The following is a 13,291-nucleotide window of genomic DNA, read 5'->3' on the forward strand; positions in this document are numbered from 1 at the left end:
CGGCGCGCCGCGCGGGGTCCGCGCCGGAATCGGAGCCACTGCGGATCCCCACCACGGCTGCGGAATCAGGGCCACTACGGTTGCGGCAGTGCGATGCCGAAAGCGTCGCCGTTGGTCCCGGCCGTCCAGCCCATCGGTGGATGGACTGCCTTAAAGGGGGGTGCTGTGCGAATCGACCAACTGGCCGAGGCGGCCGGATTGTCCGCCCCGCGGCGTTACGCCGTGGACTGGGAACGAGCGGAGAGGGAGCTGGGTACCCGACTTCCCGCTGACTACAAGGAGTACGTCTACTGGTTCGGGCCAGGCTGTTTCGACGACTACCTTTTCGTGGCGGTCCCAGGTATCGAGAACGCTAATGTCGAACTGGGTGGCCTCCTCCGCAATGAGCAGGTGTTGATCGCATCGCTGAGTGAGTTGAGCGGCACTCCGGTGCTCCTCCCTGTTCACCCTGAACCGTCCGGCTGGCTTCCTTGGGGTCGTACGAGCAATGGTGATGTGCTCTATTGGGTTGTGTCGTCAGAAGATCCGGACCAATGGAAGATCGCCGGCCGCCCCGGCCGAGGTCTCGATCTCGGGCATTTTGACGCAGGATTCGCCGACTTCATACACGCCTTCGTCTGGGACACGGTGGACCTGCATTTCATCGCCGAGACGGACAGCGAGGTTCCGATCACCTTCGAGCCGACTCCCGGAGAATGGCGCGGTTCTGGAGAGCAGTTGCAGCCGTACGGAAGATTCGAATCGGAGTAGAAAGTCCGCAGTTGCCCCGCCCGGGAGAGAGGGCGGGGCAACGCGAGGGCCGGATGGCCACTTTGCAGGGCGCGGGGTCACACGCCCGCGACGGACCGGATCCAGGAGCGGTACGCCGTGACGTTCGTGTACGCCGTAGTGGTCTGGCGGTCGCTCGTGGAGGCGACGCCGACCTGGACGCCGCCCGCCATCATCGGGCCGCCGGAGTCGCCGCCGGCGGTGATGCCGTCGCCACGGCGGGCACAGATCGCCGAGCCGCCGTAGGCGTCACCGCATCCGCCGGTGACGGTCACGTTCGCGACCTTGAGGTAGCGCGACTGGCAGTTGGCCTCGGAGCCGCACCGGGAGGTCGCGCCCCAGCCGTAGACCTGCACGTTCTGGCCGACGTACACCGAGCCCGGCTGCCCGAGCCGCGCGTAGGTCGCGGACACGGAGTGGTCGAGGCGGACCAGCGCCGGTCAGAGCCGTGGGTGACGGTCTGCGTCCCGTACGCGACGGTGCCGCCGCTGTGCTGGTCGAGGCTGCCGATACGGAAGGCCAGTCCGCCGCCGGTCACGCAGTGCTCGGTCAGGACCCAGGTCGGCGCGGTGATCGTCGCCGAACAGGTCTCTCTGCCGTTCGAGAAGAGGCGCGCCGCCCAGGGGGCGTTCTGCGCATAGCCGCCGCCGATGATCGGCTGCGAGCCGCTGGGCACGGGCGCCGAGGACGTGGCGGCCGTAGCGGTGGGCGCGATGGTCAGGGCGGCCAGCAGGGCAGCCGCAAGTGCCCTGAATAACCTGGCTATTCGCAAGGCTCCTCATTTCCGAAGACACGCGCGGGGACGCGTGGGGGTGTCCAGGAGCCATCAGGATCGCCAAGGGACGGCGGAGTCGGGTAATAGCGTTCTGCCATAACACGGTGTTATGCCCGGGCGGCAGCGCTTGTCCGCCGTGCGTCAGCGCAGCGTCGGGACCTCGCCGCCGGGTGCGTACGTCACCGTCGTCCGCGCCAGTCCCCGCAGCCACGGGGCCGCGCGTTCCGCGAGCCGGGCCGCGTCCGGCGGGGTCGGGCCGAGGCCGATGGCGTAGCGGGTGGGGGAGTGCGCGAAGGAGCGGGGCCAGGCGTGGACGCCCGGTTCGGGGAGCGCCGACAGGAGGGCTCGCATCCGGCCGCGGACCCGGCCCTCCTCCTCCGGGCCGGCGACGGTCACCACTGCCCAGGCCGTGTGGCGGCGGTGCAGCGGGGGTGGCGCGAGCAACGGTTCGGCGGGGGCGGGTGACTCCAGCAACTCCCAGGCACGGAACAGCTCTTGGCCGATCAGGTCGCGCATACCGGCAGTGACCTGGTCGGAGCAGGGGCGTACCGGCTCGGTCGGGGTCCAGATCGTGACCGGCAGGCCGGGACGCGGCGCGTCGCCGCCGACCGGCTCGCGCCAGTCCCAGGCCGCCCACGTCGCGAAGAACTGGCGGAGCAGTCCGTCGGGCGCCGGGTCATCGGCCTCCCGGACGGTACGGGCCGCGAGTACGGACCACGCGAGGCCCGGCAGCCCGCCGAACGGGGCCGAGTCCAGGCCCCGGGCCCTCGCCCACGCCTTGACGTCGCGCGCCAGCCGCGAGAACGCTGCGCGACGGTCGCCGACCGCGGTGAGCAGCGCGTCGGCGTCGCTCACCGCGCTCAGCGCGATGGCCGCGTCCTCGCCCAACTCATCCCGCAAGGCGACCGCTTCGTCCGGGGCGACCGGCCCGGTGGCGACGACGGCCAGGTCCACGTTCAGCCCGCCGGCGTTTAGCCGCAGCCCGGGGGCGCGTGCGCCGACCACCTCCCGCACGTCCGTCGCCTCGGGCAGGGCTGCCGTCAACCGGGCGCGTACATCCGCGAGTTCCGGTGTGCCGGGCAGCGCCGAGACCAGGTCGAGGTCGGCGCCCGGCAGAGCGCAGCCCATTCGCCGTGAGCCGACGACATGGACGGCCCCTTCGGACAGCGCCTCCGTGACGTGCCGCGCCGTACGGGTCGCGTCCCCGGCCCGGTGTACGGGCGGAGCCTCGTCCGGCATCCACCGCACCTCGCCCGTGCCCAGTGCCACCGTCGCCCGTACCCGCATCGGCTCGTCGCCGCGGCGGGACAGGAGGACCAGCTCGCCCACACGGGCGGACAGTGACGGCAGCCGGCCCGCGCACTCGGCGGTCAACGGCTGCGGGTCCTTCGTCCGGCCCAGGCTCAGATGCGGAGTGAAGCCCTCCCGGCGGCCCCGGCAACGCGGGAACCGCTGCTCAAGGGTCCGGCGCAGCTCCTGCCACGGCTGCTCCCCGGCCGCCGCCGGGTCGAGCCAGACGGTCGCGTCCTCCCGGTGGCCGAAGCTGTGCACGCCTTCGAGCCGGGCCTCGAACGGTGCGACCGCCGTCGCCGCCTCGGCGAGCAGCGGGGCCGCCGCCTCGAAGTCGGACTCGGGGACGAAGCCGAAGAGCACGTTGACGTGCGGCGGCCAGCGGAGGATCTGCGGGTCGTGGTCGCGGCGGATGTTCTGCAGCGGCGGCCACAGCTCCGCGGGCGGGATCCATGCCACGGCCGTCCGGGCCGTGGGCCGTACGTCGAGGACGCCGCCCGCCGGCCCCTCGCCGACGGGAACGAGCTCGACCTCCACTCCGAAGTGGTCGGAGATGAACAGCCCTTGCGGTGTCGGAGTCCGGCCGCGCAGGACGGCGGAGTCCGCCCTCAGGCCGTCGGCCCGGAGCAGTACGCGGTCCAGCCGCGACACCCGCCCCGACAGCGACGAGACGGCGGCCAGGGGATTGGTGACCGGGTCGAACGTCGGCGTACGGTCCCCGGCTCCGTGCACATCGCTCCAGGCGTCCCGCATACCGAGGGCCGTCGTCGGTCCGTCGCCGCCGTCGTTGAAGTCGCCCACGAGGGCGACGTCCCCGTCCAGACTCGCCAAACCCTCCGCGATACGGGCCAGTTCGGTGTCCCGCCGGGCCGCGCCTTCCTCGGAGTGGTCGCTGCTGAGGTGCGTCGCGGCGACTGTGACCGGCCCGCGGCCGGTTTCGACGACAAGAGCGGTCACGGCCTTGTGCGGGCCGAGGACGTGGTGGCCGACCTCCCGAACCGGCAGCCGGCTGAGCAGCAGCAGCCCGCACTCGTCGACGTCCCGCCCCGCGGGGTCCGTCCCGAGCGTGTATTCGCGGCGCACCCAGGGCGCCCGCAGCAGCAGGGTGAGGAGCGCGGGCTCCACCTCCTGCAGGGCGATGACGTCGGCGTCGGCGTCGCGGAGGGCGTCGACCAGCAGTGGCCGGCGCAGCACGGTGTCGATGCGGTCGCTGTCGTAGCGGTCCCAGAGCGTGTTCCAGGTCAGTACGCGCAGGCCTCCCCGCGCGCCTTTGGGTGTCCGTGCGGGCACCCAGCCGTCCGTCTCCCAGATGTGCGGCGTCCGTGCGGTGAAGAACGGGGCCCGCAGCCGCCGCGCCTCCCGTACCCGCCCGGCGTCGGTGTCGTCGATGCGGTCCACGCCGGTGGACCGGTCCCATACGAGCTCGCCGTCCGCCTCGAAGAACAGGACCCGGTGCCACGGAATCTCGCCGCCGGGCACGAACGCGGGCAGCGGTACGCGCTTGGGGGCGGCACCGCGCTGCAGGACGCCGATCACGAAGCGGGCCGGGTCGAACCGTGCGTCCCAGCGCACTCGGTGGTAGATCTCGTCGCTCGTACGCACCGGTCAGGCCTCTTCCTCGACGGTTCCGCTCATCCCGATGTACCAGGTGCGGTGGGCTTCCCCCGGGTACGGCGGGCCGAAGCGGTGCAGCTGGGTGGTGAGCACCTGTGGCGGGACGGGGTGCTCGCGACGCTCGTTGCGCCCGGTCAGCTCGTCCTCGTCGACGAGGACGACGGCATGCGTGACCAGGGCGTCGCGGCGTTGAGCGACCGTGTGCACCAGCGAGCGCTGCTGCCGGTTGAGGGACGTGGCGTCCCACACCACGGTGCCGCCCGCGTCGAGCGCCGCGTCGAGCCGGTCCAGGCCCGCGCGCAGGATGGCCCCGTTGGCCTTCTGGTCGGCCCGGGAGCCGCGGGCCTCGCGCAGGTCGTCGAGACTGACGTACGCATCCACTCCGGCGATCCCGCGGGCGAAAGTGCTTTTCCCGCTGCCCGACGGGCCGACCATCTGGATCAGACGCGGGAAGTCGCCGGACCGCCAGCGCCAGGTCGCGGCGACGGCCTCCTCGACAGTGCGGATCCGCCCCTGGGCATACGCCTCGCGTGCTTCGGCGCGGCAGCGGTCGGCGGCATCCGGCGCAAGACCGGCGAACGCGTCCCGCAGCCCGGCGTCGTCCAGCCCGCCGATGTCCTCGGCGTGCAGCGACGACCACGCCACCTGCTCACGCGCCTCTTGCGTGTACGCCGTCGCACGGGCGACGGCGTGCAGCACACCGAGGTCGACGGCGTGGGACAGCCGCACCAGACCGGCCCGCCTGCTCTCGTCCGGGTACGGCCGGTGCAGCGCCGGATGCAGTCCGACGAGGTCCGCGACGTGCCGCGCGAGCGGCATCCCGAGCGGGGAGGCGAGCTTCGCTGCGAGCGCGGCCCGGCGGTGGCGGTGCAGCATCGCGGCCAGGACCCCGGCGAGCCGGTCGTCGCCGGTCCGCCCGCCCAGGTCCAGCCCGGCGAGGGCCTCGGTGTCCCAGTCGGCGATACCGACGGCCCGGCCGAGTGCCTTCACGTCGGCCGCGGCCCCGGACCGCACGTCCCACAGCGCCGCCGCCGGCCCGAGCCCGTTCTCGACGACGGCCGCGTGCATCCAGTGCGTATCGGTCCGCACATGCCCGGCCCGCACCCACTTGGCGACCCGCCGCCCGAACTCCTGGGCCATGAAGCCGTCGACGGTCCGTACGACGAACCCCTCCTGCCGACCGAGGTCCAGCGTCAGTCGCCGCAGCGCCCGTTCGTCGAACACGCCGCGCCACAGCACCCGCGGCACGGGAATCCCGAGGTCGCGCAGAAACTGGACGGTCCGGTCCCAGTCGAGGCACCAGCCGAGCTCGTCCCACACGGAGAACCCGTAGAAGTAGCTGTCCAGACCGTCGTACCGAATCGAATGCCGGGCGAACATGTTCTCCCCGCATACCCGCCAGCTCTCGGGGATGTGGTGCCCGATCCGCCCCTGGAGGGCCTTCACCCATGTCCGCGACGGATGATGCGCCGAGTCGAGCGAACGGGCGTGCAGCCCGTCGCGGTACAGGGTGGTGTTCTCGCCGTCGAGCTTCTCGGTGACGACGACTTCGCGACCGCGCAGCCCGACCAGGTCGGTGACCCGGACATCGTCCGCGGTCGCACCGGGCGACCACGGCAGATGCCGGGTCCGTGGATAGTGCGTACGCATGGTGGCCGCCCCCCGTGTCTGCTGCTGCCGCCGTCACTGTAGGTGGCGGCGGGGAGGTGCTTCGAAGCATTTACGCGCCTGGGGGTCTGTCGCGGAAACGCTCGAGATTCAGTCTGCTCTCCTCCCGCGGAAGCATTCACCCGCAGGGGTGAGGCGGGTCCGGCGCTGTTCTGTCGGGGCGGTCCGGCGACCGTACCGTCCCGGTATGAAACCCAAACCGGGGCGGGCGCTGACGGTCGTCATGGTTCTGCTCACCGTGACGACCGGGATGATCGAGGCGGTCTCGTTCCTCGTCCTCGGTCCGGTCTTCGCGGCCGTTCAGACCGGCAGCCTGCTGCTGCTCGGGTTCGCCGTCGCCGGGACCGCCGGCATCTCGATCACCGCGACAGCGGCTTCCCTGGCGGGTTTCGCGGTGGGGGCGGTCGGTGGCTCGCGGGCGGAGTCGGCGATCGACGGCCGGGGCCGGCGCTGGTTCACCGCCGCCCTGGTGGGGGAGGGCCTCCTGCTGAGCGCGTCGGCATTCGTGGTCTGGCGCATCGGCATCGAGCGCTCCGGCGGCCCGGTGGACGGGCGCCACCTCGCGGCGATCAGCATGGTGGCCTGTGCCATGGGTGTGCGCAATGTGACGACGCTGCGGGTGAAGGAGCCGGGCATCTCCACCACGGTGGTCACCACAGCCCTGACCGGGCTGCTCGTCGTGCTCCACCCGTTGGCGGCCGACAGTCGGGTCGGCTCGGGCGCTGGGGAGGAGTCGCGGCGGCTCTCGTCGATCCTCGCCATGTTCTCCGGCGCCTTGTTCGGCGCGTGGCTGCTGGATCGGTCGGTCCATCCGGCGGTGGTGCTGGCCGTCCCGGCCGGGCTCGTTCTCGCACTGGGCCTGGCCCTGTCGGCGCTGCCCCGGGAGCGGACGTCGGTACCGGGGTGAGGGGGAGGGGGAGGGGGGCGGGTCCGCGCTGATCGCCTGCCGCGTGGGGAGTGACAACTGCGTGGCGGAAGTTGCGGCATCGTCCTGCACGGGCTCGCCCTGTCGTCCCTGGCCGGTGGCGCCCCTTCCGCAATGCGATTGCTCGCGTCGGCCGAACGGCTGGGCGTACCCAGGGAGTTCCAGCCGGCGATGTCCGCGGAGCGAGTGAGGCGGATGGCCGAGGACGCCGACGGGGCGGCGTACGCCGACGCGGTGTCGGAGTGCGCCGCCCTCGGGCGGGACGAGCTGTGGGCGGTGGCCCGCGTGCTCCTGCCGGTTACTTCGGGTCGCGCCTGAACGATGCCGTCGACCAGCGGTAGCCGAGCGCGGCCAGGGCGATGGACCAGGCGACCGCGAGCCATCCGTTGTGGCCGATCTCGGTGCCGAGCAGCAGGCCGCGCAGGGTCTCGATGGCCGGCGTGAACGGCTGGTACTCGGCGATCGGCTGGAACCAGCCCGGCATCGCGTCGATCGGGGTGAACGCGCTGGAGATCAGCGGCAGGAGGATCAGCGGCATGGCGCTGTTGCTGGCCGCCTCGGCGTTCGGGCTTGCCATGCCCATCCCGACCGCGATCCAGGTGAGCGCCAGGGCGAAGAGCGCGAGCAGCCCGAACGCCGCCAGCCACTCCAGGGCCGTGGCGTCCGTGGACCGGAAGCCGATGGCCACGGCGACGGCGCCGACGAGGAGCACGCTGGCGATCGACTGCAGGACGCTGCCGACGACGTGCCCGATGAGCACGGAACCGCGGTGGATCGCCATCGTGCGGAAGCGGGCGATGATGCCCTCGGACATGTCGGTGGCGACGGACACCGCGGCCCCGATGACGGTGCTGCCGATGGTCATCAGCGCGATGCCCGGGACGACGTAGGCGATGTACTCGGAGCGGTCGGCGCCGTCGCCCATGCCGGCGCTCATCACCTCGCCGAAGATGTAGACGAAGAGCAGCAGCAGCATCACCGGGGTGAGGAGCAGGTTCAGCGTGAGGGACGGGTAGCGCCGGGCGTGCAGGAGGTTGCGGCGGAGCATCGTGGAGGAGTCGCGCACGGCGAGGGAGAGGGAGCTCATCGGACTGTCTCCTTGGGCTGGTCGGGCTGAGCCGGCACATTGCCGGCGGTCAGGGCGAAGAACACGTCGTCGAGGTCGGGGGTGTGCACGGTCAGCTCGTCCGCCTCGATGTCGGCCGAGTCCAGCCAGTCGAGGATGGAGCGCAGCTCGCGCTGGCTGCCGTCGCTGGGGATCTGCAGCGACAGCGCTTCGTCGACGGGGGCAGCTCCCCTGCGCAAGGCGCTGTGGGACAGGAAGACCTCGCGGAGGGCGGCGGCGGCGGACTGGTACGCGGACGGGTCGGAGAACCGCAGCCGCACGTGCCCGCCCGGGATGAGCCGCTTCAGCTCGTCGGCGCTCCCCTCGGCGGCGATCTTGCCGTTGCTCAGTACCGCGATGCGGTCGGCGAGTTCGTCGGCCTCCTCCAGATACTGGGTGGTGAGGAAGACGGTGACTCCGCCGGAGACCAGCTCGCGGATGATCCCCCACATGTTGTGGCGGCTTCGCGGGTCGAGGCCGGTGGTCGGCTCGTCGAGGAAGATGATCCGCGGGTTGCCGACGAGCGTCATGGCGATGTCGAGGCGGCGCTTCATGCCGCCGGAGTAGCTGGCTGCGGGCTTCTTCGCGGCCTCGACCAGGTCGAAGCGCTCCAGCAGCTCGGCGGCGACCCGCCGTCCCTCGCGCTTGGACAGGTGGTGCAGGTCCGCCATGAGGAGCATGTTCTCCTCGCCGCTGATCAGGCCGTCGACGGCGGAGAACTGCCCGGTGACGCCGATCGCGGCCCGCACGGCCTGCGGGTCTGCGGCCAGATCGTGGCCGCCGACGTGCAACTCGCCGGCGTCGGCGGAGATGAAGGTGGAGAGGATCTTGACGGCGGTGGTCTTGCCGGCGCCGTTCGGGCCGAGCAGGGAGAAGATGGTGCCGGCCGGCACCGCCAGGTCGATGCCGTCGAGCACGACCTTGTCGCCGTAGGACTTGCGCAGCCCGTTCGCCGCGATGGCCAAGTTGGTCATGGTGGGTGCTCCTCAGAGGCTGCGGGCGACGATGTCGCCGTAGGCGGTGGTCGCGTGGATGTTCAGGTCGGCGGCGGCGCCGTCGGTGTTCCTGAGCGTGTTGTGGATCCGGCCGTAGGCGGTGCCGGCGTCCAGGGAGGCGGAGACCCCGCGGGCGGCGCCGACCGACAGCTCGCCGGCCTCGGTGTGCAGCACGACCGTGCCGCGCACGGCCTCGGCGATGCGGATGTCGCCCTTCTGGGTGCTGATCTCGGCGGGGCCGCCCAGGCGGCCGACCGAGACGTCGCCGGCGAGGAGGGTGAGGCGGGCGCTCGCGGCCTCGTCGAGCTTGACCGAGCCCTGCGCCCCCTCGAAGGCGATGTCGCCGAGCCGTCCGACGCCCCGGAGCTCGCCGGCGGCCGCCTTCGCCTCGACGCGCGAGCCGGCGGGCAGCTGGATGGTCACCTCGGTGGATCCGGAGCTGCCGAGGATCCGGTTCTTCGCCGGTGGAGCCTCGATCCGCAGGACGCCTTCGTGGTACTCGACCGTGATCTGCTCCGCCGCCTTCACGTCGCGGCCCTTCGAGGCGTCCGCGGGCAGGATCTCGACCGTGGTGTCGGCCCGGTCGGCGGCGATGAACCGGATGCGTCCCGCGGGGATGTCGAGAACGGCGGAGACCGGGGCGGGGGTGTCGAACTTCTGCATTGCGTTCTCCTTCTCCAGCGGCGTGGCACTCCGTCGGCCCGCCGTTTCTGATGATGGAAACGCTACGTTGCATTCACGAGTCCGGCAACAGGGTAGTTGCGTTGTCAGGCCATAAGTGCAGTTCAAGCGCGGAGAACTGTTGCAATGGCTTCGAAGCTAACGCAACGTCCCTGGGCTCGTTCGTTGCAATGGATTGGGCGTGAACGCTATGGTGGAGGCACTCACGCCCCAAGAAGGAGACCGCGATGCCGGGAGGCAGACTCACCCAGCAGGAACGTCAGCAGATCGCGCTGGGACTGGCCGACGGCCTCGCCTACGCGGAGATCGCCAGAGGCCTCGACCGTCCCACCTCGACGATCACGCGCGAGGTGATGCGCAACGGTGGCCCCACCGCCTACCGGGCGGACCTCGCCCACCGCGCCACCGAACAGCGCGCCCGCCGGCGCAGCCGGGCCGCGCCCCGAGGGGCGGAGGCGCCCCCGCAGGCCCACGGGCGCGACGCCGAGGCCGTGCGCGAGTACGAGGAGATGTTCTCGACGGTCCTCATGCAGGCGGGTACGCCCAAGATGATGTCCCGGGTGATGGCCTGCCTCTACATCACCGACGCGGGCAGCCTCACCGCGTCCGAACTCGTCCAGCGTCTCCAGGTCAGCCCGGCGTCCATCTCCAAGGCGATCGCGTTCCTCGAGAGCCAGGGCCTCGTCCGCCGGGAACGCGACGAACGCCGTCGCGAGCGCTACGTCGTCGACGACGACATCTGGTACCAGGCGATGATCGCCAGTGCCCAGGCCAACGCCCGGATCATCGAGACCGCACGGCAGGGTGTCGGGATCCTCGGCCCCGACACGCCGGCCGCCGCCCGCCTCGAGAACATCGCCCGCTTTCTCGACTTCGTCTCCGAGAGCATGACCCGCGCCTCGGAACAGGCCCGCGAGGTCCTCCACACCAAAGCCGAACCGACGTCGGGTGGCGCTGCCGAGCCGAGTCCGGATCGCGAGTAGACAGTTTCGCCGGCCGGCGGAGTGGACGCCTCCGCCACCTGGCGCGCGGGCGCGGTCCGGCTGGGCCCCGAACCCGCCGGGTTGTCAGCGGGTCAGGCTTCCGCGTCCCGTGTTTGACACGCAACCCCCTCGGGGTAATGTCTTCGGCTCGATTGGCCAGGGCGCGGGAGCGTGTGGCAGACTGTCCGGGTTGCTCGGTTGAGTGCCGATGCTGCGCGCCTCCCGCCGGGAGGACCGGAAGCGAGTCCCACAGTACTCGTCGACCCCACGCGGGTCGGACGTACGGGAATCTTCCGGGAAGTGTCAGCGGGGTACCGGCCAGGCACTCGGCGGGAGCTCTTCCCCCGTTCCGCGGTCATCGGGCCCGCACCCCTTGGTTGGGAAATCCTTCGGGAGATCTTCGTAGAGGGACTGCGACACGCCCGACCGCGTGGGTCGGAGAAGAGAGCAAGACCCACCGAGTACCAGAGCGTTTCACTAGACAAAGGACTACTGAGTAGCCATGGCGGGACAGAAGATCCGCATCCGGCTCAAGGCCTACGACCACGAGGTCATCGACTCCTCGGCGAAGAAGATCGTCGAGACGGTGACCCGCACTGGTGCGTCGGTCGCAGGCCCGGTGCCGCTGCCCACTGAGAAGAACGTGTACTGCGTCATCAAGTCGCCGCACAAGTACAAGGACTCGCGCGAGCACTTCGAGATGCGCACGCACAAGCGCCTGATCGACATCCTCGACCCGACGCCCAAGACCGTTGACTCGCTGATGCGCCTGGACCTTCCGGCCGGCGTTGACATCGAGATCAAGCTCTGAGAGGCGCGGAAGAGATGGCAAAGCAGATCAAGGGCGTCCTGGGCGAGAAGCTCGGCATGACCCAGGTCTGGGACGAGAACAACCGTGTCGTCCCGGTGACCGTCGTCAAGGCCGGGCCCTGTGTCGTTACCCAGGTCCGTACGAACGACATCGACGGCTACGAGTCGGTCCAGATCGCCTTCGGCGAGATCGACCCTCGCAAGGTGAACAAGCCCCTCAAGGGCCACTTCGCCAAGGCCGACGTGACCCCCCGCCGCCACCTGGTGGAGCTCCGCACGCCTGACGCCAGCGAGTACACGCTGGGCCAGGAGATCACTGCCGAGGTGTTCGAGTCCGGCGTCAAGGTCGACGTCACGGGCAAGAGCAAGGGCAAGGGCTTCGCCGGTGTCATGAAGCGTCACAACTTCAAGGGCCTCGGCGCCGGTCACGGCACCCAGCGCAAGCACCGCTCTCCCGGCTCCATCGGTGGCTGTGCCACCCCGGGCCGTGTGTTCAAGGGCCTCCGCATGGCGGGCCGCATGGGCAACGAGCGGGTCACCACCCAGAACCTGACCGTTCACGCCGTTGACGCGGAGAAGGGCCTGCTCCTGATCAAGGGCGCGGTTCCTGGTCCGAACGGCGGCCTGGTCCTGGTCCGCACTGCGGCCAAGGGGGCCTGAGGACTATGAGCACCATTGACATTCTGTCGCCCGCAGGCGACAAGTCCGGGACCGTTGAGCTCCCGGCCGAGATCTTCGACGCCAAGGTCAGCATCCCGCTGATCCACCAGGTCGTCGTCGCGCAGCTGGCCGCGGCCCGTCAGGGCACGCACAAGGTCAAGACGCGTGGCGAGGTCCGCGGTGGTGGCAAGAAGCCTTACCGCCAGAAGGGCACCGGCCGCGCCCGTCAGGGTTCGACCCGTGCGCCTCAGTTCGCCGGCGGTGGCGTCGTCCACGGCCCCGTGCCGCGTGACTACTCGCAGCGGACCCCGAAGAAGATGAAGGCCGCCGCCCTGCGCGGTGCCCTCACCGACCGGGCCCGTCACTCCCGCATCCACGTCGTCTCCGGCGTGGTCGAGGGCGAGGTCTCCACCAAGGCCGCGAAGACGCTGTTCGGCAAGATCAGTGAGCGCAAGAACCTGCTCCTGGTCGTCGACCGCGCCGACGAGGCCGCGTGGCTCTCCGCCCGCAACCTGCCCCAGGTGCACATCCTGGAGCCGGGCCAGCTGAACACGTACGACGTGCTCGTCTCCGACGACGTGGTCTTCACCAAGGCCGCCTTCGAGTCCTTCGTGTCTGGCCCCAAGGCCGCTGAGACCGAAGGGAGCGACGCCTGATGTCCGAGGCGACCGTAACCAGCAAGACCTTCACGGACCCGCGCGACATTCTCGTCAAGCCGGTTGTCTCCGAGAAGAGCTACGCCCTGCTCGACGAGAACAAGTACACGTTCATCGTCGCGCCCGGCTCCAACAAGACCCAGATCAAGCAGGCCGTCGAGGCGGTCTTCTCGGTCAAGGTCACCGGGGTCAACACGATCAACCGCCAGGGCAAGCGCAAGCGCACCCGCACCGGTTTCGGCAAGCGCGCCAACACCAAGCGCGCCATCGTGACCCTTGCCGAGGGCGACCGTATCGACATCTTCGGCGGCCCGACCTCCTGACGGAGGTCGAGACGTCCAGGATCCGGAATTCTTCCGAG

General features: G+C 70.7%; 13 protein-coding genes and 1 pseudogene. 8 read left to right on the plus strand and 6 right to left on the minus strand.

From position 1 onward, the window contains the following. Window positions 1-165: 165 nt before the first annotated feature. The gene (locus ACIQ7Q_RS00830; RefSeq protein WP_403854845.1) at window positions 166-750 is read left to right on the plus strand and encodes a hypothetical protein; all 585 of its coding nucleotides are present in this window, start codon (window positions 166-168) and stop codon (window positions 748-750) included. Window positions 751-827: 77 nt separating this feature from the next. Here ACIQ7Q_RS00830 and ACIQ7Q_RS00835 read toward each other — a convergent pair. From ACIQ7Q_RS00835 to ACIQ7Q_RS00845, 3 genes and pseudogenes are all read right to left on the minus strand, one after another. Then, window positions 828-1,540 (minus strand): annotated as a pseudogene (locus ACIQ7Q_RS00835) (S1 family peptidase). Window positions 1,541-1,684: 144 nt separating this feature from the next. Continuing rightward, a complete protein-coding gene (locus ACIQ7Q_RS00840) occupies window positions 1,685-4,435 on the minus strand; it encodes a poly(A) polymerase (RefSeq protein WP_403854848.1) in 2,751 nt (916 codons plus the stop codon). 3 nt (window positions 4,436-4,438) lie between these two features. Then, complete coding sequence (locus tag ACIQ7Q_RS00845; protein ID WP_403854851.1) at window positions 4,439-6,097, minus strand: RNA ligase family protein; 1,659 nt, start codon at window positions 6,095-6,097, stop codon at window positions 4,439-4,441. Between the two features lie 205 nt (window positions 6,098-6,302). Here ACIQ7Q_RS00845 and ACIQ7Q_RS00850 point away from each other — a divergent pair, with 205 nt between their 5' ends. After that, window positions 6,303-7,022 (plus strand): YoaK family protein, encoded by a 720-nt coding sequence (locus tag ACIQ7Q_RS00850; protein WP_403854854.1) that lies wholly within the window; start codon window positions 6,303-6,305, stop codon window positions 7,020-7,022. 132 nt (window positions 7,023-7,154) lie between these two features. After that, window positions 7,155-7,358 carry a hypothetical protein gene (locus tag ACIQ7Q_RS00855; RefSeq protein ID WP_403854857.1) on the plus strand — a complete coding sequence of 68 codons (204 nt, stop codon included), beginning with the start codon at window positions 7,155-7,157 and terminating at the stop codon, window positions 7,356-7,358. On the opposite strand, the gene ACIQ7Q_RS00860 is transcribed toward ACIQ7Q_RS00855, so the two are convergent. The 3 genes from ACIQ7Q_RS00860 to ACIQ7Q_RS00870 are packed head-to-tail and all read right to left on the minus strand — an operon-like array spanning window position 7,339 to window position 9,803. After that, a complete protein-coding gene (locus ACIQ7Q_RS00860) occupies window positions 7,339-8,127 on the minus strand; it encodes an ABC transporter permease (RefSeq protein ID WP_403854860.1) in 789 nt (262 codons plus the stop codon). The genes ACIQ7Q_RS00855 and ACIQ7Q_RS00860 overlap by 20 nt on opposite strands. Then, window positions 8,124-9,119, minus strand: a complete 996-nt coding sequence (locus ACIQ7Q_RS00865) for an ATP-binding cassette domain-containing protein (protein WP_403854863.1) — start codon at window positions 9,117-9,119, stop codon at window positions 8,124-8,126. The genes ACIQ7Q_RS00860 and ACIQ7Q_RS00865 overlap by 4 nt, the downstream gene beginning before the upstream one ends. Window positions 9,120-9,131: 12 nt before the next feature. Continuing rightward, window positions 9,132-9,803, minus strand: a complete 672-nt coding sequence (locus tag ACIQ7Q_RS00870) for a DUF4097 family beta strand repeat-containing protein (protein WP_403854866.1) — start codon at window positions 9,801-9,803, stop codon at window positions 9,132-9,134. Window positions 9,804-10,048: 245 nt separating this feature from the next. On the opposite strand from ACIQ7Q_RS00870, the gene ACIQ7Q_RS00875 reads away from it, so the two are divergent. The 5 genes from ACIQ7Q_RS00875 to rplW all read left to right on the plus strand — a co-directional run bounded on the left by ACIQ7Q_RS00875 (window position 10,049) and on the right by rplW (window position 13,253). Beyond that, window positions 10,049-10,804: a helix-turn-helix domain-containing protein gene (locus ACIQ7Q_RS00875; protein WP_403854869.1), complete on the plus strand. Its 756-nt coding sequence runs from the start codon at window positions 10,049-10,051 to the stop codon at window positions 10,802-10,804. A gap of 502 nt (window positions 10,805-11,306) precedes the next feature. Beyond that, window positions 11,307-11,615 carry a 30S ribosomal protein S10 gene (gene rpsJ / locus ACIQ7Q_RS00880; protein ID WP_003948644.1) on the plus strand — a complete coding sequence of 103 codons (309 nt, stop codon included), beginning with the start codon at window positions 11,307-11,309 and terminating at the stop codon, window positions 11,613-11,615. A 14-nt stretch (window positions 11,616-11,629) separates the two neighbouring features. Then, entirely contained in the window at window positions 11,630-12,274 is a 645-nt protein-coding gene (rplC, locus tag ACIQ7Q_RS00885; RefSeq protein ID WP_005313592.1) for a 50S ribosomal protein L3, read from the plus strand. 5 nt (window positions 12,275-12,279) lie between these two features. Beyond that, window positions 12,280-12,930 (plus strand): 50S ribosomal protein L4, encoded by a 651-nt coding sequence (gene rplD / locus ACIQ7Q_RS00890; RefSeq protein ID WP_356631663.1) that lies wholly within the window; start codon window positions 12,280-12,282, stop codon window positions 12,928-12,930. Further along, window positions 12,930-13,253, plus strand: a complete 324-nt coding sequence (gene rplW, locus ACIQ7Q_RS00895; protein ID WP_403854874.1) for a 50S ribosomal protein L23 — start codon at window positions 12,930-12,932, stop codon at window positions 13,251-13,253. Before rplD ends, rplW begins: the two co-directional genes overlap by 1 nt. Window positions 13,254-13,291 lie beyond the last annotated feature (38 nt).

The sequence above is a fragment of the Streptomyces sp. NPDC096176 genome (assembly GCF_044763255.1).
Lineage (GTDB): Bacteria > Actinomycetota > Actinomycetes > Streptomycetales > Streptomycetaceae > Streptomyces.